This window comes from Ehrlichia japonica, from assembly GCF_000632845.1.
GTDB lineage: Bacteria > Pseudomonadota > Alphaproteobacteria > Rickettsiales > Anaplasmataceae > Ehrlichia > Ehrlichia japonica.
The window spans coordinates 922,183-942,721 of the sequence record NZ_CP007474.1 but is presented as its reverse complement, the minus strand read 5'-3'; the positions used below and the strand labels follow the sequence as shown (position 1 = coordinate 942,721).

14 protein-coding genes and 1 rRNA gene are annotated in these 20,539 nt (G+C 30.7%); 11 read left to right on the top strand and 4 right to left on the bottom strand.

The annotated features are described in order from the left end of the window. Positions 1-304 precede the first annotated feature (304 nt). Positions 305-1,723 carry an argininosuccinate lyase gene (argH, locus tag EHF_RS03670; RefSeq protein ID WP_044195352.1) on the bottom strand — a complete coding sequence of 473 codons (1,419 nt, stop codon included), beginning with the start codon at positions 1,721-1,723 and terminating at the stop codon, positions 305-307. A 508-nt stretch (positions 1,724-2,231) separates the two neighbouring features. Here argH and EHF_RS03665 point away from each other — a divergent pair. From EHF_RS03665 to pdxH, 3 genes are all read left to right on the top strand, one after another. After that, positions 2,232-2,876: an alpha/beta hydrolase gene (locus tag EHF_RS03665; protein ID WP_052349294.1), complete on the top strand. Its 645-nt coding sequence runs from the start codon at positions 2,232-2,234 to the stop codon at positions 2,874-2,876. A gap of 388 nt (positions 2,877-3,264) precedes the next feature. Then, on the top strand, positions 3,265-4,203 hold the full coding sequence (locus tag EHF_RS03660) for a patatin-like phospholipase family protein (RefSeq protein ID WP_044195349.1): 939 nt from the start codon (positions 3,265-3,267) through the stop codon (positions 4,201-4,203). 486 nt (positions 4,204-4,689) lie between these two features. Then, on the top strand, positions 4,690-5,283 hold the full coding sequence (gene pdxH / locus EHF_RS03655) for a pyridoxamine 5'-phosphate oxidase (protein WP_044195346.1): 594 nt from the start codon (positions 4,690-4,692) through the stop codon (positions 5,281-5,283). Between the two features lie 391 nt (positions 5,284-5,674). On the opposite strand, the gene EHF_RS03650 is transcribed toward pdxH, so the two are convergent. Further along, entirely contained in the window at positions 5,675-5,965 is a 291-nt protein-coding gene (locus EHF_RS03650) for a BolA family protein (RefSeq protein WP_044195344.1), read from the bottom strand. A gap of 144 nt (positions 5,966-6,109) precedes the next feature. On the opposite strand from EHF_RS03650, the gene EHF_RS03645 reads away from it, so the two are divergent. The 8 genes from EHF_RS03645 (at position 6,110) to EHF_RS03615 (ending at position 18,495) form a co-directional block, all read left to right on the top strand. Next, positions 6,110-6,919: an EndoU domain-containing protein gene (locus tag EHF_RS03645; protein WP_044195341.1), complete on the top strand. Its 810-nt coding sequence runs from the start codon at positions 6,110-6,112 to the stop codon at positions 6,917-6,919. Between the two features lie 542 nt (positions 6,920-7,461). Further along, positions 7,462-8,304 carry an EndoU domain-containing protein gene (locus tag EHF_RS03640; RefSeq protein ID WP_044195338.1) on the top strand — a complete coding sequence of 281 codons (843 nt, stop codon included), beginning with the start codon at positions 7,462-7,464 and terminating at the stop codon, positions 8,302-8,304. A gap of 940 nt (positions 8,305-9,244) precedes the next feature. After that, positions 9,245-12,607 carry a DNA polymerase III subunit alpha gene (gene dnaE / locus EHF_RS03635; protein ID WP_198015090.1) on the top strand — a complete coding sequence of 1,121 codons (3,363 nt, stop codon included), beginning with the start codon at positions 9,245-9,247 and terminating at the stop codon, positions 12,605-12,607. A gap of 443 nt (positions 12,608-13,050) precedes the next feature. Next, positions 13,051-14,349 (top strand): 3-phosphoshikimate 1-carboxyvinyltransferase, encoded by a 1,299-nt coding sequence (locus EHF_RS03630; protein WP_198015089.1) that lies wholly within the window; start codon positions 13,051-13,053, stop codon positions 14,347-14,349. A gap of 227 nt (positions 14,350-14,576) precedes the next feature. Further along, positions 14,577-16,085 (top strand): 16S ribosomal RNA (locus EHF_RS03625). A 170-nt stretch (positions 16,086-16,255) separates the two neighbouring features. Next, positions 16,256-16,642, top strand: a complete 387-nt coding sequence (gene sdhC / locus EHF_RS04615) for a succinate dehydrogenase, cytochrome b556 subunit (protein WP_084475740.1) — start codon at positions 16,256-16,258, stop codon at positions 16,640-16,642. Between the two features lie 12 nt (positions 16,643-16,654). After that, entirely contained in the window at positions 16,655-17,011 is a 357-nt protein-coding gene (sdhD, locus tag EHF_RS03620; RefSeq protein WP_044195329.1) for a succinate dehydrogenase, hydrophobic membrane anchor protein, read from the top strand. A 218-nt stretch (positions 17,012-17,229) separates the two neighbouring features. Further along, positions 17,230-18,495: a hypothetical protein gene (locus tag EHF_RS03615; RefSeq protein WP_044195326.1), complete on the top strand. Its 1,266-nt coding sequence runs from the start codon at positions 17,230-17,232 to the stop codon at positions 18,493-18,495. Positions 18,496-18,844: 349 nt separating this feature from the next. On the opposite strand, the gene thiD is transcribed toward EHF_RS03615, so the two are convergent. Both thiD and EHF_RS03605 read right to left on the bottom strand, forming a co-directional pair. Further along, positions 18,845-19,654, bottom strand: a complete 810-nt coding sequence (gene thiD, locus EHF_RS03610) for a bifunctional hydroxymethylpyrimidine kinase/phosphomethylpyrimidine kinase (RefSeq protein WP_044195324.1) — start codon at positions 19,652-19,654, stop codon at positions 18,845-18,847. Continuing rightward, positions 19,635-20,303, bottom strand: coding sequence for a P-loop NTPase family protein (locus EHF_RS03605; RefSeq protein WP_044195321.1), 669 nt, complete (start codon positions 20,301-20,303; stop codon positions 19,635-19,637). Before EHF_RS03605 ends, thiD begins: the two co-directional genes overlap by 20 nt. Positions 20,304-20,539 lie beyond the last annotated feature (236 nt).

Below are 20,539 nucleotides of genomic sequence, written 5' to 3'. Positions count from 1 at the left end.
TACAAATTGTTAATTTCGGAGTTTTAGTTAATGATACTATCTAGTAATATTAATCAAGTTATTTTGTACTAGTGAAGCTTCAAGCTGATAAAAAATTAATACTTGAAATGTATCATTATTTTTCTTGTTAATTGTTTATATTAAAAGTTGGGTAGGAATATAATTGAACATCTTATCTGTTTGATGTTTTGTTTAATATTAATAATTCCAAGAGGTGTATAGACAAATGATGATTCATATTATCCAAATTGCAACTTAATTATTTGTTACAATATGGTTATCTTAAAATGTGGTAGTATTCATATTATTCATTACTTTTATTTTCTGAGTGTAAAGGAATAATATTGCTAAGGTATGATTTACCTTTTTTTATTGCCTCCATTACATTAGCAGGAGCAGTTCCTCCATAGCTAGTTTTACTAGCTACTGAATTTTCTACTGATAATATTGAAAGGACATCTTCAGTTATAGAAGGAATGATTGTTTGCATTTGTTCTAAAGTTAATTCATCTAATTTACAGTGATTTTGTTCGGCTAACTTAACTATTTGGCCGGTAATTTGATGAGATTCTCTAAATGAAAGATGAAGATTTTTTACTAACCAATCTGCGAGATCTGTTGCTGTTGAATAGTCATGTTCTGCAGCTTTTAGCATATTGTTTTTATTAATGGTTATGTTATTTAACATACTATTCATTGCTTCTATACACAGCATTAAGTTATGTGCTGCGTCAAATAAAGGTTCTTTATCTTCTTGCATGTCTTTGCTATATGCTAGTGGGAGTCCTTTCATAACAACTAGTACTTGGCTTAGTGATGCGAAAATCCTGCCTGTCTTTCCTCTAATAAGTTCTGCTGCATCGGGATTTTTCTTTTGTGGCATTATTGAACTTCCGGTCGTGATGTCATCAGAAAGTGTTATAAATTTAAAATTATAACTGCACCAGAGTATAATCTCTTCCGCTAATCTTGATAAATGCATTATGCATATTGAAGCATTTGATAAAAATTCAATAACATAATCTCTATCTGATACTGTGTCTATAGAATTATCTGTTGGACTATCGAACCTTAATTCTTGTGAAATAAAATATCTATCTATTGGAAAAGATGTTCCTGCTAATGCTGCAGATCCAGCAGGACATTGGTTCATACGTTTATATAGATCTTGCCAGCGTGAGCGATCTCTTTTTAACATTTCAAAATATGCCATTAAATGATGACCTAACGTTACAGGTTGAGCAATTTGTAGATGTGTAAATCCTGGCATAATAGTATTATAATTAGCTTCGGCTATATTAAGTATAGTTTGTTGTAATCCATGTAACTGAGTCTCTAATCTTACTATTGATTTCCGTATCCAAAGTTTAAAATCTGTTGCAACTTGGTCATTGCGGGATCTTGCAGTGTGCAATTTTCCTGCAATACTACCTATCATTTTTTGTAGGTTATATTCTATATTCATGTGTATATCTTCTAGATCTGTACTAAACTCAAAAGTACCAGATGAGATTTGGTTGAGTATTACCTCTAATCCATGAATAATAAGTTGTCCTTCATATTTGCTAATAATTTTTTGGTTAACTAACATTTTGCAGTGTGCTATTGATCCAGCTATATCCTCTTCATACAGCGTTTTATCGAACGATATTGATTCGTTAATCTTTTTCATAATATCACTAGGGGATGTACTAAATCTTCCTCCCCATAAAGGATTTTTCATATGATTGCTTTTTGTTATGACTTATTGTGATATTATCTTGTAAACAACTAAAAATTACAATGATATTTAGCTTTTTTATGTGATTAATGTGTATTTTGTTATAGAAACATTGTTATAAAAAAGAATTTAGTAATGTATTCGATGCATATAATAATTAAATAATGATTTTAATATCCTTAATATTTAATATTTTTACATTGAGAAGAGTAATATTGCCCATAAATTTTGTTTGTGCATATGTAAGGTATCGTATTATGCAGGCGAAGTAGGTGGAATGGTTCTCTTAGCTCTTTAAATGTGGTAAATATTAAAGCTAATTGCTGGATTGAAAAATTTACGTATGATGTTGAGTACAAATGTTTTAATTTATATGTGTTGTTATGACTGCAGTTTGATATAAGAGTTTTCTTATTGGTAATTCTATTACTATTGTTTATACATATTTAGTGTTTTTTGTTTGGTAAATAGTGATATATATTTACGGTTATTAATATGTAGGAGAGATGTTGTGAGTGTAATTATTAATGGACCTAGTTTTAGTTCTGGTAGTTCTGCTAATATTTTAGTTGTACTACTTCATGGAAGAGGAGCAACTGGTAATAGTATACTATCAGTAGGGCATTTAATGGGTAAACTCTTACCTGACGCTTACTTTATAGCTCCTAATGCTCATATAAAATATGGAGATACAGGATATGCATGGTTCAACGGACGTGATTTTTCGGAAGATGTAATATTTTCTGATATGGAAAAGGCAGCCTTGATTGTAAATAATTTTATAGATCTACAATTAAAAAATATTGGGTTAAATAACGATAAATTAGTTTTAGTTGGATTTTCCCAGGGGGCAATGTTAGCAGTACATATAGCATTATTAAGGAAGAAAAAATGTGCTTCTGTAATATCTTATTCAGGAGCTATAATATGTCCAAGTTACTTAAAACATAGAATAAATGTGAAACCTGATATTTGTGTAATTCACGGGACACAAGACGAAGTAGTACCATTTTCATTTTTTGATGGTGCTGTTGAGTTTTTATTGAATAATGATGTACCTTTGGAAAGTCATGCAATTTCTGGATTAGATCATAGTATCAATAGTACTGGTATAGAGATAGGTGCAAGATTTATAGCAAATAGGCTTTCTTCCTGATTAATCTTCAGGTAAGTTTTTCAGATATGCAGATTCGTATACCTTAATTACTGTGTGAGATTTATGTTAATAGTGATGTTTCTTTGTAGTTCTATATAGAACTATACTATGTGTTGTTAGTTTTTCAATAAAAGCAATAAGTAAGTAATGCTAATATATTAAAAATACAAGAAAGACAGAGTATATTGTTGCTAATGAAAACATATTATAACCTTATTTTATGTGTTAAGAGATATATTAATAATCTGTAAAAAAGAATTATTATACTGATATGCTGAGAAAAGAGTTATGGATATCAGATACATTGTTTTGTATTATTGTAAATCTAGTATAATATCAGTTTATATTTTTAAATAGAGTTAAATAATGAAGTACGTGAGGTATAGTTATGACTAAATATATTTTATCAATAGATGGGGGTGGAGTTAGAGGTATAGTAGCAGCAACTATACTGCAGGAAATAGAGAAAAGAATAAATAAACCATTATGTCAGGTGTTTGACTTGGTATCAGGTAGTTCAGTTGGTAGTCTTATAGGTGGTGCACTGTGCCTTAAGAATGTTGATGGTACACCTAAGTACAATACAAGTGATTTGTTAGATTTGATGTTAAAATATTCTGGGAAGATTTTCTCTAACTCGAGTATTTTTTCGTTAATTGTTGGGCCTAAATATTCCGATAAAAATTTGAATTCAGTGCTAAAAGAAATATTTGGAGATGTTGTAATGAAAGACTTGATAACAAATTTTATTGTTCCAAGTTATGATTTGTATGCTAGTCAAACAGTAATGTTTAGAAGTTGGACAGATAAATATCGTGATATAAAAGTGTCTGATATTACAAGAGGTGCTGTAGCTGCTCCTACTTATTTTACTCCTAAAAAGATAGTTGTAGATAATAAAAAGAAATTGTTGGTTGATAGTTCTATTGTATGTAATAATCCTATTATAGCAGCATATGCTGCAGCGCAAGTGTTGTATCCAAATGAAAAATTATGTTGTTTGTCTGTGGGATGTGGTACTGTAAATAAAGATTTTTCAGGTTTGCAAAATTCGTTATTGTATTGGGCTGATAAGATACTGTTTGTTATCATTGATGCTGGCTTGGATGCTATAGATTATCAAATGTCTAGAATTATAAAAGAAGATGATACATATTGTAGAATTTCCGGTAATATAACATATTCTAAATGTGATTTTAGCGATGCTTCTCCAGGAAATATACAAAATGTTAAGAGAGATGCTCAAAAGATTGTACAGGAGAATGAAAATAATATAAATGATTTTTGTAACATGCTTTTAAGTGATGAGGGGATTAACCGTCTATAGTTTTATGTATTAGAGATTAAGTGAAAGTGTGTGTTATATGGTTTTAACTTGTAGTGCATATGTTATATTAGGGTATATTTTCAATAGGGTTTTGTATACTAAAAATATTTATCTAATTAAGAGTTTACTGTTTAGTAAATAGGTAATGTAGCCAATGATTGATGAATGAAGGACATATTTTACTATGAAGTAACTTCGCTTGTTCAGAATTTTTTATTTTTATTCCGAAGAAATACTGTTAATTCTGCTATAAATTAGGAAATACAAGATAGATAATCTGAAAGATATATAGCAGGTATGATTTAGTTGAATATTCTTATTATATACTGTAAAGAACTATTGTATTGTTTTTTTATGAATATTACCGATTTATGATAAGAATATTATACAATAATTTGGGTAATTTGATTGAATAAAGTAAGAAGCCTTATTATATGGATTGTGTGAATGTAGTGGTAGTCTGTTAGTTAATATTAAAGGTAAAATATGATTAATAAGGATCCTATTGAATTGTTTGATTTATGGTACAATGAGGTATTAGAAGTTTCTTCTGAACATAAAGATCCTACAGCAATGGTACTTGCTACATGTAGTGAAGCTTTAAAACCTTCAGCAAGGGTTGTGTTATTAAAAAAATATAGTGATCAAGGTTTTGTATTTTTTACAAATATGAATAGCCGTAAAGGGAAAGAAATGACAGCAAATCCTCTTGTTGCTCTTGTTTTTGATTGGAGTCATATTTCTAAGCAAGTTAGGATTGAAGGTGAAATAAAAATGCTATCTTGTCAAGATGCAGATGCATATTATGCATCTAGGCCTCGTGGTAGTCAAATAGGTGCTTGGTGTTCCAAGCAGTCAAGCATTTTAGAGAATAGGGAAGATTTTATTGCGTTAATGGAAAGAATGAAGATAGAGTTTCATGAAAAACCAATACCTAGACCAGATTATTGGGTTGGGGTAGTAGTAGTTCCAGTATTAATGGAATTTTGGCAAGAAGGGTTAGATAGAATTCACACTAGGTATCAGTATACTAGAGATAATAGTATGTGTGAATGGAATGTTGTAGAGCTATATCCGTAGAGAAACTAATATTTATATGATTTGTATTTGTAAGATAATAATGTGAGATAATAAAATCTATACATGATGATTAATTACTTTTTCTTTAGTGACACTTTGGATATAAATAGGATTTACACTAAATATCAGTTTATTGGGTTAAAGTTATATAAGCTGTGGCTATGATTATAGAATTGATGATAATGTGATCTCATATGATGTGATAATCTGTTAGTATTAATGCTGCTTTTGGTTTATTTTGGAAGACTTAAATAGTAGAATTTTATGTTAATGTACAGAATAGTTTGTTGTACTTCATAGGAGGTGGATTAAGTAATGGTTTGTTAATATCTTTTCCAATGTTTGTTTATTAATATTGGTTATTTAACTGTGTTATTGGATATAGTAGTACTTAGTTACTTTCTTCTAAAAGAGTGTTGTACTCTGCTTTTGTATAAAGTGAAAACGAAATTGAGTGTATCAGTTTTATTTCGTCCTCTAAAATCTTATACAATAATTTGTGTCTGTTGATTATACTTATTTCTAAAAAATCGTTAGATACTATTTGTACTTTTAAATGTGAAGTACTATAAATAGATTGAAAAACATGATCTCTATGCTTAAAAGATTCATCTATTATTTCAATCTTGAATACATTTAACGCTGATGTAATTTTACTTTTTATTTTTTGAATGACATCCATTGACTTTTGTACTATGTATCATGTCATTGTAATGTTTTTAGTTTACTTGACAATGCTTTTTTACGTGGAAAAAAATCTAAAAAATAGTACAATCATCTTGACGTTAAATAAGTTAATTTTTTTATTATTTGAGGAAATAATGTTATGAGATTTTATAAATATATATATTTCTGCTTTTTTCTGTTGCCATTCTGTCTGATATTATCTGTAACTGCAGTTGATATATCCAATCAATGTGCTAATAACCCGTCTGGTATAAATCCTTTTTTTAGAACAGGGGAATATCATAAATGTGATGATTTGCTTGATCCTCCTGTGCTTAATGAATTTGACAAAGCTGTCTTGGATATTTGTGGTGATTGGGGTAGTACTCCAAAACTAAAAGACTTTAAAGATATGTTAAATAAAAAAGAGTATAAAAAATATGTTGATGAGATATATCAAGGATTGAATCATCAAGTGGTTACTCCAAATGCAGATCTTGATAAGTTTAAAAATGAACTAGCAGAGTTATGGTTTAATAGGGATGGATTCACTCATATAATGTGTGGGCAACCTAGACGAGGTAGGTTAAGTGGTATGCATTTCTTTGGACGTTACATACAAGCTCAAGAAAATAGATGGGCTGGTAGACATTATGGTAGTGTATCCGATGAAATTAGTGATAAAGTATTTACTATTGGAGTTGTATTTAAAAATCGTAGTGGAAAATTAGTAGTTGACCATAGAAAGGGTTATGATTTTTTACATGCTAATGAGATTATACTGCATGCTACAAATGCTTATAAAGCATTTTCTTCACGATTAGAGTCAAGGAGATCTAAACACTGTCTTTATGATAGTGAAGGTATTACTTATGTAGTTGTAGCTCGTAAAGGCTCCATTGTTACATTTTTTGCAGATTTAACACCAAATTGTGCAAGAGGTGAAACAGAGTGTAGCTGTATACAATAGGGATCAATTTGTTGTGTGCTACTATGCATGTTAATGTATCAATATAGTTACATATAACTGTGTAGTAGCACATTATTATTAAATTTTTTTATACGAATTGTTTTTATATTGCTTAGAAAACGTGAATATTTTAAACTCTTAACTATGCTAAAATAAACTATTGTAATTTTTTTGTATGTATCAAATATTTAACCTTAGGCATTTTGTTTATTGAGTTTTTGTTGTTTTTACTAAATGGTAATAATTTTTGTGTGATAATGGATTATATTCTGTTTCTTAATGTTAGTTTGTTATCTAAGATCTTGTACAATAGCCTTATTATTTAGAAATTATTGGATATGACTTGTACTATTAAATAAAACATTGTGATTTCTTATGTTGTACGATTGAACACATTGATAGATAAATATTTTTATTGTACGGATTTTGTGAATGTTATGTATTTTTAAGTTAAAAGGATGATTATCTCGAAATATAACGATATTGATTATTAATTTACATGCTAAATTTTGTATTTTTGAAGTAATTTGAGAGATGGTGTTATGAGAATTTGTAAGTATGTATGGTTTTGGGTTATTTTTTTTCCAGTTAGCTTGATTGCTTGTTCATGTCTTCATGTTTCTGATGAGATTGTAAAAAAACAAGTAGATTCTACCGGATGTCTCATGAATAAATCTATCATGAATCCTTTTTTTAAAGTTACTGAAGATAGTGACTGTGAATTGCCTGTTGCTCCTGAAATGAATAAATTTGATAGGGCTGTACTAAATGTTTGTGGAAACTGGGGTAATGCTCCTAGAGCAAGCTTTTTTAAACTTATGTTGGATAATACAGAATATAAAGAATATGTTGATAAACTTTATGAAGGCTTAAATCATCAAGTATTTACTCCGAATGCAGATCTGGCACAGTTTAAAGATGAACTAACGGAGTTATGGTTTAATCAACAAGCTTTTGCTCATATTATGTGTGGGCAGCCTGAAACGCTTAAATTAGGTGGTATGCATTTTTTTGGTCGTTATGTTCAGGCTCAGGAAAATCATTGGGCTGGTCGGCACTATGATAGTGCTGTTGTTGATGAAGTAAGTGATAAAGTTTATACAATTGGGGTAATATTTAGAAATTCTAACAATCAATTAACTATTGACCATAGAAAAGGTTGTGATTTTACACATGCTGATGAAATTATATTGAATGCAACAAAAGCATACAAAGAATTTTCTAAGCATACAAAGTTAAGTGATGATGTTACAAAAAAATGTCTTTATAATAATAATGGTGTGGCTTATACATTTGTAGCGAAGAAAGATGCTATTTTTACTTTCTATTCGACTTTGGCACCAGAATGTGATCCTGGGGAAACAGAATGTAATTGTGTAAAATAAAGAAATTTTGCTGCTATATAATAAAGTGTACTATTATCACTAAAATAATAAATCGCATGTGTAGAATGATATTATTAGGTAATTTTCTGAACTTTAATTGTATAACTTAGGTTATTTTTTTAAATGTTCAGTAGTTTTTTTTAATGGTATGTACTGAGTATTTTGATACTCACAGGTGGGGTGTGAATGCTGTGTTTTTTATTCAGTAATTACTATAGAGTGTACATAAGTTGCTTAATGAATGACAGATAATGTGTGTATAACCATTTAATTTTTAGTCATTTAAATTGTATGGTAGCATATTATTGTCAAATCTTAATATAGTGATTTGATTTATTATCTTTATAGGTGTTCGCAATTTTGAAATATAGATCTGAGTATGCTTAGTAAAAAACGTAGTAAGTGTGTAAGTACTATATATTAATTTTAATAATTACTATAGGTGTACATAGGTTGCTTAATAATGGATAACGTATATAACTTGTTTAATTTTTAGTCATTCAAATTGTGTATCAGTATGTTGTTGTCAAATTTTAATATTATGACCTGAGTTAGTATTTTTATAAGTATTCGTGATTTTGAAATATAGATCTGAGTATTCCTAATGAAAAACATAGTAAGTGTGTAAAAGTGCTATTACTATAAAATGTACATAGATTATCTACTGTGGGTTAATTATATCTATTTGATTTCTTGCTTATTTTAAATAAGCATAAAACCATTTTATAACGTTCTGATTACAATAACTTTTATTACTACAATTTTGCTTTTTGATTTGTTGTTATAAATTATTATTGTATATCTATTTATTAAATATAAATTAAGTATTGGGTAGGATACTCTAGTTTTAGAGATGGTTAAATGTTTGATAACTCTTACTAAAAACATATTTGTATTATTTGATAGATTAACTGTGAAAATTGCTTATTAATTGGTAATTATGAGTCAAATATTTGTTCATCTTAGGTCTCATAGTGATTACTCTTTACTTCATGGGATGATAAAAATAGATTCTTTAGTGAACTTATGTGTTCAATATAATATGCCTGCGTTGGCATTGACAGATTCAGGGAATCTGTTTGGATCTTTAGAATTTTCTTATTGTGCATCTAGTTCAGGTGTGCAGCCTATAATAGGCTGCAACATAATGATAAGTTATGGTGATGATAATATTGGAGAACTGGTATTATTGGTAAAAGATCAAGTAGGATATAATAATATTGTTAATCTTGTTAGTAATTCATTTAAAGATAATCAATCTAACAAAATTAATAGAATAGATTTAGAAGAACTTATTGAGCTGAAAGATGGCATTATTGTTCTAACAGGAGGTCATGATGGATTTTTGGCTCAACTTTTGTTAGGGAATGTAATTGACTATGGCATTATAGATAAGTTATTGCTTGCTTTTAAGGAAAATCTTTATGTTGAACTTCAGCGTCATGGAGTAGAAGAAGAACGATTTATAGAGAGAACACTTATTAGTTTTGCTTATGAAAAAGATCTACCATTGGTTGCTACAAATGATGTGTTGTTTGCAGAGAGAAATGATTTTTTAGCACATGATGTTTTATCTTGCATATCAGATGGTAATTATATTGCTCAGGAAGATAGAAAGATGTTTACGGAAGAGCATTATTTTAAGTCTTCTGATGAGATGTATGAATTGTTCAAGGATATTCCTGAAGCAGTTTCCAATACTGTGTTAATAGCACAGCGTTGTTCTTTTATGCCAGAAACTAGAAAGCCTATGTTACCTCATTTTCCGTGTTCGGGTGGTAAAAATGAAAGTCAGGAATTAGTAAGTCAGGCCATTGATGGTTTGAACAATCGTTTAACAGGTAAAAATTTATCTGAAGAGCAAGTTTCTAAGTATTATGAAAGATTGCATTATGAATTGGATATTATTATTTCGATGGATTATGCTGGATATTTTTTAATAGTATCCGATTTTATATGTTGGAGTAAAAGAAATGATATAATGGTGGGTCCTGGTAGAGGATCTGGAGCTGGTTCTCTTGTTGCTTGGTCTTTGCAAATTACTGATCTTGATCCTATAGAATTTGGGTTAATTTTTGAAAGATTTTTAAACCCTGATCGTATTTCGATGCCGGATTTTGATATTGATTTTTGTCAAGAAAAGAGAGATTACGTTATAGAGTATGTAAGGAAAAAATATGGTTATGTTGCTCACATCATAACTTTTGGTAAGTTACAAGCTAAAGCTGTACTTCGTGATGTAGGTAGAGTTATGCAGATGCCTTATTTTCAGGTAGACCGAATCTGTAAAATGATTCCTCATAATCCAGTTAGGCCTGTTACTTTATCCGAAGCGATAGAAATGGATAAAAATTTACAGAAAGAACGAGATGATGATGAAACAGTTGCTAAATTGTTAGAAATATCATTGAAGCTTGAAGGACTTTATAGGCATGTTTCAATACATGCTGCAGGTATTGTAATTTGTGATAGAAAATTAGAAGAGTTACTGCCTTTGTATTATGATAGCACATCTTTTCTTCCTATTACTCAGTATAATATGAAATATACTGAGAAAGCAGGATTAGTGAAATTTGATTTTTTGGGGTTGCGGACGTTAACTGTAATAAATCAGATTTGTCATTTAGTTAATAGAAGGGGTAAGAGTGTTAATATATCATGTATTCCTTTAAATGATAAAAAAACATATGAAATGTTGTCTACAGGTGATTCTGTTGGGGTATTCCAGCTTGAAAGTTCAGGCATGAGAGAAGTAATTAGTAAACTAAAGCCAGATAGTATAAACGACATTATAGCATTAATTTCTCTGTATAGACCAGGTCCTATGGATAACATATCTATATACATAGCACGTAAGCATGGGCTTGAGAGGCCGGATTATATACACCCAATTTTAGAAGATGTTCTTAAAGAGACTTTTGGAGTTATAATTTACCAAGAGCAAGTAATGGAAATTGCTAAGATAATGGCAGGATATAGTTTGGGTGAAGCAGATTTGTTAAGACGTGCAATGGGAAAGAAGATCAAAGAGGAAATGGATAATCAACGCAGAGCTTTTATAAATGGTGCTGTTAACAATGGGATAGAGGAAGAAAAAGCGAGCTATATTTTTGATTTAGTAGCGAAGTTTGCAGGTTATGGATTTAATAAATCGCATGCTGCAGCTTATGCTTTAATTAGTTATCAAACAGCTTATTTAAAAGCTAATTATACACTAGAATTTTTTACTGCTTCTATGAATTTGGATATAGCAGATAAAGATAAGTTAGAGATGTTGTGTCATCAAGCAAAGTTGCATGGTATTGAAATATTGCCTCCGGATATTAACTTTTCTAAGGTATTCTTTACTATTGAAGGAACATCATCTATTAGATATGCTCTTGGAGCTCTTAAAAATGTAGGACAGCACTCAGCAAAGGAAATAGTAGATGATGTTGCTTATAAAGATATATGGGATTTTATTGATAGAGTAAGTACCAAGTGTGTACATAAGAGAATATTGGAAAGTATTATTAAGGCAGGAGTTCTAGATAGTATTCATAGCAATAGAAAACAGCTTTTTGAATCAGTTTTTTTATTTTTGGATATTATTGAGTATAATAAATACAATTCTAATTTTAATCAGTTTAGTTTATTTAATGATAGGAATCATTATAAGCTATCAGAAACTGATGATTGGACTAAGGAGGAAAAATTAAATAATGAATTTTCCTCTATAGGCTTTTATCTGAATCATCATCCTATGGAGAATTATAAATATCTTTTAAAAAAATTAAATATAGGGTTTATTAATTATGATGATGTATCTTTTTATAATAATAAAATTGCAGGCATAATTTCTAATGTTAAAGTTCGTTCTACGAATAAAGATAAATTTGCAGTTGTAACTCTTTCTGATCCTTATAACATTCATGAAATAGTTTTTTATAATGGTAGTATAATAGAAGACAACAAAGATTTATTTACTAGTGGTGCATCTGTAATTATTGAAATGGATAATGCTTTTTATAGTACTTCAGTGAGATTGCTTGGTAAGAATATTCATAGTTTTGAAAGCAAAATTTCTTCTATTATAAAAAATATGGTTATATATGCTAATGCTGAGGATAGTATTGTAATAAAAGAGCTATCCAGTTTATTAAAAGATAGGGGGCCCACTGTTGTATTAATTGATCTAGTCCTTGTAAGTAATCATGTTACAATTCGGTTGCCAAATAGCTTTTTAATTACTCCTTTAGTCTTTGTAGAAATTTTTAAGTTAAATTGGGTAAGAGATATTGAGATTAATAGTGTTTTAATTTAATGTTATCTCATATTTTATGGTAGTCATATATTAAGGAGTAGTATGTAATTGTTCTTTTTTTTATTCTTAAGTGTATTTATGGTTTTGCGAAGGAGCTACATTTTTAAAAGTAGTGTATTTTAATTAAGTAATAGAAAAGAAAAATATATTAGTTGATAATTGTAATGTTTAGAAATGTGTTATATTATCCAAATATATAGCTGGTGGTACTTCTTGTTGATGATTGGGTAAGTATATAAGGTATAGTGTTGTATTTATATGTATCTTAAATTTTTAATAATGTTTAGATACTTTTATATGTAATGAATATCTGGTCATGTTGAAATATGTCTAATGCTATTGTAAGCCTTTTTTGATAATGTGGTTTATAGAAATAGGGATTGATAAGTTTGATGATAATTATGTTCTGCTAGCGTTGTGTTACTATAGTAGGAGTAGTGGTTATGGTGATCATATCTGAGAGAACATATCATATATGTGGTCATGTGAATATAGTAAAGGATAGTTTACTTTCGCATGTAGCATTAATTTTAGCATCTCAGGTAGTAGGGGTGACTAAGATTTATGATATTGCCTTTAATAGTGATATAATACTAACTATCAAATCTTTGAATTTGCTTGGTGTTAAAGTTAGATATAATAAAAATAATAGAATTTGCACTATAGAAGGAATGGGTGTAGGAGGTTTCCTTTGTCCAAAAGATGTGTTGTATTTTAATGATCCATCTATTTATATGATGATGGGGTGTTTATCTAATTGTCCTTTTACGTCTTTTTTATGTGGATATACTAATTTAAATATTGGTAATGTAATGAAGCCATTATTGTTAATGGGGGCTAGATTTGTTTCGAATGACAATAAATTACCAGCTGCTTTAGTAGGCTGTATAGACATGTTACCTATAAAATATGAGACTAAAGAGGATGAGGTAAAAACAGCAATAATGTTTGCTTCATTGAATACGTACGGTACTACAACTATAGTTAGTACTCCTAGTCAGGGTCAAGCTAGTATTATACATATGCTACGATATTTTAACGTTGAAGTAGAATGTTTTATAGATAAGGATTTGATAAACACAGTTAATATATCTGGTCAACGTGAATTATATTCCAAGGATGTATGTATTCCTAATGATTTTTTTTGTATGTTATCTTTTATAATTGTCGCTTTAATTTCAAATGGATCAGAAATCACCATATTGAATGTTTTATTGAACGATAGAATGAAAAATCTTCATAAAATTTTGGTAAAAATGGGTGCAAATCTTTTCTTTATCAATGAGAGAAGAAATGCAGTTGGAGAAGAGGTTGTGGATCTTGTGGTTAAAGGTAGTGTCTTGCAAGGAATCGAGTGTTTATCGAGTGAAAATTTTGATATCGATGAATACTTATTTATGGTGATACTGGCTGCATATTCTGATGGTATGACGGTTTTGAATGGGGTGTTAAATGTAGCGTTTATGGATAAGAGATTGAGAGCTGTTATCGATGAACTAATAAAATGTGGGGTAAGGATAGAGGTAGGAGTAAATTACTTAATTATTTATGGCTGTTCTAGTAATATTCTCGATTGGGATTCAGTAGATGCATGTTACGATTTTAAAATGACAGTATTATTTTTGGTTATAGGTATAATTTCTAATAGTTTTTTTGAAATAAAAAATGTTAGAAAAACAAGTGATTTACTTACAATAATTGGATTATTTAATAAACATGGAGCTAAGATTAGAATTGCCTAATTTATCATTTTAAAATTAATGTTAAAAAATGTATTGACATTAATCATATATTAATGGATAATCCAACCCATGGCTAAGTGTCATAAATGATGAAGTTGTTTGAATAGTTTAAAGTTTATAGAATAGAAATAAAGGCGGCGATGCATAATAGCTATATTTATTTATCATGCATTGACGTATTTATGTTTGTTTGCATGAGTCCAAGCCATATGTATATATGGCTTGTCAAACTTGAGAGTTTGATCCTGGCTCAGAACGAACGCTGGCGGCAAGCCTAACACATGCAAGTCGAACGGACAATTACCTATAGCCTTTTTGGTTATAGGTAGTTGTTAGTGGCAGACGGGTGAGTAATGCATAGGAATCTACCTAGTAGTATGGAATAGCCATTAGAAATGATGGGTAATACTGTATAATCCCTGCGGGGGAAAGATTTATCGCTATTAGATGAGCCTATGTTAGATTAGCTAGTTGGTAAGGTAATGGCTTACCAAGGCTATGATCTATAGCTGGTCTGAGAGGACGATCAGCCACACTGGAACTGAGATACGGTCCAGACTCCTACGGGAGGCAGCAGTGGGGAATATTGGACAATGGGCGAAAGCCTGATCCAGCTATGCCGCGTGAGTGAAGAAGGCCTTCGGGTTGTAAAGCTCTTTCAATAGGGAAGATAATGACGGTACCTATAGAAGAAGTCCCGGCAAACTCCGTGCCAGCAGCCGCGGTAATACGGAGGGGGCAAGCGTTGTTCGGAATTATTGGGCGTAAAGGGCACGTAGGTGGACTAGTAAGTTAAAAGTGAAATACCAAAGCTTAACTTTGGAGCGGCTTTTAATACTGCTAGACTAGAGGTCGAAAGAGGATAGCGGAATTCCTAGTGTAGAGGTGAAATTCGTAGATATTAGGAGGAACACCAGTGGCGAAAGCGGCTATCTGGTTCGATACTGACACTGAGGTGCGAAAGCGTGGGGAGCAAACAGGATTAGATACCCTGGTAGTCCACGCTGTAAACGATGAGTGCTAAATGTGAGGATTTTATCTTTGTATTGTAGCTAACGCGTTAAGCACTCCGCCTGGGGACTACGGTCGCAAGACTAAAACTCAAAGGAATTGACGGGGACCCGCACAAGCGGTGGAGCATGTGGTTTAATTCGATGCAACGCGAAAAACCTTACCACTTTTTGACATGAAGGTCGTATCCCCCCTAACAGGGGGAGTCAGTTCGGCTGGACCTTACACAGGTGCTGCATGGCTGTCGTCAGCTCGTGTCGTGAGATGTTGGGTTAAGTCCCGCAACGAGCGCAACCCTCATCCTTAGTTACCAACAGGTAATGCTGGGCACTCTAAGGAAACTGCCAGTGATAAACTGGAGGAAGGTGGGGATGATGTCAAGTCAGCACGGCCCTTATAAGGTGGGCTACACACGTGCTACAATGGCAACTACAATAGGTCGCGAGGCCGCAAGGTTTAGCTAATCCATAAAAGTTGTCTCAGTTCGGATTGTTCTCTGCAACTCGAGAGCATGAAGTCGGAATCGCTAGTAATCGTGGATCATCATGCCACGGTGAATACGTTCTCGGGTCTTGTACACACTGCCCGTCATGCCCTGGGAATTGGCTTAACTCGAAGCTGGTGTGCTAACCGAAAGGAAGCAGCCATTTAAGGTTGGGTTGGTGACTATGGTGAAGTCGTAACAAGGTAGCTGTAGGTGAACCTGCGGCTGGATTACCTCCTTTTAGGCTTTCTTATCTGATGTTATTTTTTAGTAATGTTTTGATAAGGTGCTACGCCGTCTTTATTTCTATTTTGTCTGATTGTTTTATCTGAATGATTGAAATTTATAGTTGATCTTTATAGTTAGGCATAGATTTCTTTAAAATTTGTTTTATTTTTGTGAAATTTGATAATGTCAAAAATTAGGCCTTTATCACCGCATTTACAGATATACAAGGTTGTATATAAGCTTTCTATTATGCACCGGTTTAGTGGTATAATACTATTTTTAGGTTTATTAATTCTTTCTTGGTGCTTTATTGCTTCTTTCTTGTGTCCCCAGATGGTTTATGGGGTTTATAGTTTTCTTTGTAGTTCTTATATTTCATTATATTGCTTTAAATTGTTAGCTTTTGTTTGGTTAAATGTACTGTGTTACCATTATTTAAATGGTATAAGGCACATTTTATGGGATTTAGGGTTTGGTTTAACTAAATCTGCAGTGAAAATTACAGGGATAGTAGTTGTTTGTTTATGTCTATTCTCATCTTTTGTACTTTATAGTTTTTTCCTAAGTTAATGGTATAAAATTATGGTTAGTCATTCAGTTTATCATTGGTTGAGTCAAAGAGTTACAGCTTGTATTTTGCTTCCTTTTTCCCTGTGGTTTTTATTTAAGTTTCTTAGTGTTATTTCTTTAATACTTAAGTCTTTTCCAGAGCTTCACTTATCTATTTCAGATGTAAGTAGTACTGATCTTATTGTTTTGTTATGCTTTTTTGTGTTTGCATTTTATCATGCAGTTTTAGGTGTACAGGTCATATTAGAAGATTATATACACTCTCTTGTATTAAGGATATCTGTATTTCTTGTTATTAAGGGGATTGTGATTTTAACTACATTATTTTTAGCATTTGTAATTTTATATAATATCTTAATAAGATATTAATGCCTTTTATTTTCTGTATCTTTAATAAATAAGAAAATTTCTAGTTAATAATTTTCTATATATAGGCTGAGGTATTTTTCAATCAATAAATCTGTGTTTGTATAGGGTACTTGTATTTCTACTTCCTTTGTTAAATGTTTTTGATATTAATTTTTTTACTATTATATAATATGATATATTTAGATGTATAATTATTGTAATAGTATTAATTGAGGAATATGTTAAATAATTTTTTTCGTGCTCTTAGGGGTGGTACTAGATATATACCGTTTTCTCCTTCGAAGGTGTTTGGTGTTGTACGCAAAGCATATAGTTATTTTGGCGTTGTACCACTTCTTAGAATATTGCCTGACTTTGGAATTAATCAAAAAGTTGTATGTAGAGCGCAACTTCCAGTTCTGCATAGAAATCAAACATGTAAATATGTGTCAAGTAAATGTCATAATTTAGGTTTAGAAATTCAGGGAAACTATTTAATATTTAAGGGAAAAAGATATCCAGTTGTTCCATTAATAAGCCCTGATAAAGGACCAGTTGTAAATGTGCAAGGACATAGGTTATATGCTATAAATACTGCTGGAACTAATTATTATAAGGATTTTGAATCTAAATCAGAAGAGAATAAAGTGTTAGTTGTGGCTTATGATGGTAGAAAATGTGTTGATCCTGTTGTGAAAGGTGGTAACAGAGATGTTTTCTTAAGTACAGAACAGCAAGTATATCCTTTTTCTTTTTCTGTTAGATCTTATGAGACTGGGCAGACAGACTTGCTTCTTTCTTTCCTTATGTTACCATTAAATGTAGCTGGATTAGCTGTTGGATGTGTATGTAGGTTAAGTTCTTCAGTATTACTTGGTATAGCACATTGTGCTAATAGCTTGAGCGGATATCTTGCTGAAAAAGTAGATAAGAAAATAATGCGGACAAGTTCTGGGGTTTTATCAGGTACTAAAAAGCCGTATTTTCTCACATCATTAATATTTTTATTATCTATTGTTGGAAATTGTTTAACATGTTGTTCTACTGTTCTCAAAGGTGCCGGTAATTTTGCTGAAGCTGTAATAAGATTCCCTAGTTCAATAACAAATGCTATACATAATAGTAATATGAGATGTTTAGCAATGACGGCAGGGGTGGCTGCTGTTAATCAGTCAGCAAAGTCATTGTTTTTAGGCCTTAAAGATTCAGGTGTAGATCTGGTTAAAACATGTGTACTATGTAAAGCTAGATTGTGTGGAGATGAAGGAACTTTGAGAAAGCATGTAAGTGAGAAATATGGATTTATCCTGAATCAGAAAGGCAATAGAGAAGAATCAATGCAGGAAGACGAACAGAGTCAGCAGAGGAGAAAAATTAGTCGTAAAGATTTGAATCAAATCACTCAACTTGGTGGTGAATTAAGTAAGGAGATTTTATGTGGCACAAAACAAGATATCAGTCGAGAGATAAGTAAGCAAAGAAAAACATCTACTAAAGCTGTATAGTAATCACATATTATGTAAGAATTGAGGGAAAGCTGAGTTTGTGGATATTGTTTGCTATCACTGATTACAAGAATAAATTTATTGTGTATATGATTGTTAGAGAATATTTATAAGTGAGATATTATCAGATAAAATATTTTATTAAAATGGATAGTATGCAATATTGACACTATAATAAAATATTCTCACTTTCTAAAACTTAGAATATGTTTATTGCTTTATATCTGCGAGAGTAAAACTGTCTTATAATTATCAACCTAGAATGTGTAAAATTAGGGTATATAATTGTTTAATTTAGATTGAGAATTAGTAACGTAAAAATGAAATCTTTGAAACTAAAGATTTTTTATTAGGGATCAGTGCTTATGATGTTGTAGTTATGAAATACAGGGTTGTTACCTTTTCCTATTTGTGGTACTGTCTTTATAGTATTGAGGATATATTGAATAGCTAGATTTACACTCTCTTGTATTGAAATTTTTTGTGATATAAAACTTGCAATGGCTGAGGATAAGGTACAGCCTGTACCGTGTAACTCATCATTAAAGGTTCTTTTATGTGAGAAGTTCAAAATTTGATTTTCTTCTGTAAGTAAAATATTATTTATAATTTCTTGATTTATATGTCCACCTTTAATCAAAACATATTTTGCCCCTAATGATTTTATTATTTGACTTGCTTTTATCATATCATTTTGATCTTTTATATCGATTTGAGCTAAGGTTTCTGCTTCTAGTATATTTGGGGTAATTATTGTTGTTCTTGGAATTATATGTTCTATAAAATCAGAAATTGCATTATTATCCATTAATCTGAAATTTGATGCTGATACCATTACTGGATCTACAACAATAGGGATATCTGGTAAAGATAGTGCTACTGTCTTTATTACTTCATAAGATGGTAACATACCAATTTTTATGGTATCTATATTGATATCAGATAAAACAGCCTCTATTTGTTGCTGAATAATATGTTGTGGTATGTTATATATACTGTAAACTTGGATTGTGTTTTGTGCTGTTACTGATGTAATGCAGCTTGCAGCATAACACCCTAGTGCAGATATAGTTTTTATATCTGCTTGAATACCAGCACCACCCCCTGAATCAGAACCAGCTATGGTTAATACTTTACCTTTATATTGATACTCGGTCATTTTTCTCTATTATGGACTTTACAAATGGTATTGTAACACCATTGTTATAATAAGGTAAATCCCTAACTATGCATTTTACTATATTACTTAAATTTTGAAAGGACCGTTCTGTGTTGTTGAGAATATAGTTTATAACTTTTAGCTCTATGTGTATTTGTTTATCAGCAAATAATTTTATAAGCATAATTTTTAATAATTCTTCATCTGGATTGGCTAATTTTGCACTCATAGTGTGTAATATACGAGATTTTAGATCTTTTATATGATAATTGAGTAATTTTGGAGCCATGGAGGAAGTCATGAGTAATAACTTTTTGTTTTCTTTTATATAATTATAGTAATGTAATATCGATAGTTCATTATCTATGTTATCTATATCCTCAATGATAAAAGCACTACTATTTGATATTATATTTCCTATATCGTCTTTAGTATTGATTAAGTATTGATCAATAAACATAGCATTTTTAAGTTTTTGCCATATATGAGCAAGATGAGTTTTGCCTGATCCTGATTTTCCATATAGAATAAAGGAATTCCATTCTTGATTCATTAGCATATTATATGTTGTTTTATTTTGCTCTAACAGTATGTAGTCATGATAGTGGTATGAATAACTATCTTCGAGATTAAATAATGTTAGTTGCATTGATTAATTACCGTGTGTGAGTTTGTTTTAACATTATAATAGTAATATTGTTGCTGCCGCCATGCTAGTAAATTTACATATTATGTAAAGGAATTTATAAAGGTAATTTAATAATCAGTTGGTAATCTAGACTATAAAAAGATTCTTAGTATGTTATTGTCTGAATATGTAGGTAAACAGTCTACTAAACTCATGTAATTTGCAATACTCTGTTATAAGTGTATAATCATAAATTC

Excerpts from the sequence above, each read along its gene's own strand:
- EHF_RS03615 (WP_044195326.1), top strand. The coding sequence starts at position 17,230 with ATGTTAAATAATTTTTTTCGTGCTCTTAGGGGTGGTACTAGATATATA.
- pdxH (WP_044195346.1), top strand. The coding sequence starts at position 4,690 with ATGATTAATAAGGATCCTATTGAATTGTTTGATTTATGGTACAATGAG.
- sdhC (WP_084475740.1), top strand. The coding sequence starts at position 16,256 with ATGTCAAAAATTAGGCCTTTATCACCGCATTTACAGATATACAAGGTT.
- argH (WP_044195352.1), bottom strand. The coding sequence starts at position 1,723 with ATGAAAAATCCTTTATGGGGAGGAAGATTTAGTACATCCCCTAGTGAT.
- EHF_RS03630 (WP_198015089.1), top strand. The coding sequence starts at position 13,051 with ATGGTGATCATATCTGAGAGAACATATCATATATGTGGTCATGTGAAT.
- EHF_RS03650 (WP_044195344.1), bottom strand. The coding sequence starts at position 5,965 with ATGGATGTCATTCAAAAAATAAAAAGTAAAATTACATCAGCGTTAAAT.
- sdhD (WP_044195329.1), top strand. The coding sequence starts at position 16,655 with ATGGTTAGTCATTCAGTTTATCATTGGTTGAGTCAAAGAGTTACAGCT.
- EHF_RS03605 (WP_044195321.1), bottom strand. The coding sequence starts at position 20,303 with ATGCAACTAACATTATTTAATCTCGAAGATAGTTATTCATACCACTAT.
- EHF_RS03660 (WP_044195349.1), top strand. The coding sequence starts at position 3,265 with ATGACTAAATATATTTTATCAATAGATGGGGGTGGAGTTAGAGGTATA.
- dnaE (WP_198015090.1), top strand. The coding sequence starts at position 9,245 with ATGAGTCAAATATTTGTTCATCTTAGGTCTCATAGTGATTACTCTTTA.
- EHF_RS03645 (WP_044195341.1), top strand. The coding sequence starts at position 6,110 with ATGAGATTTTATAAATATATATATTTCTGCTTTTTTCTGTTGCCATTC.
- EHF_RS03640 (WP_044195338.1), top strand. The coding sequence starts at position 7,462 with ATGAGAATTTGTAAGTATGTATGGTTTTGGGTTATTTTTTTTCCAGTT.
- thiD (WP_044195324.1), bottom strand. The coding sequence starts at position 19,654 with ATGACCGAGTATCAATATAAAGGTAAAGTATTAACCATAGCTGGTTCT.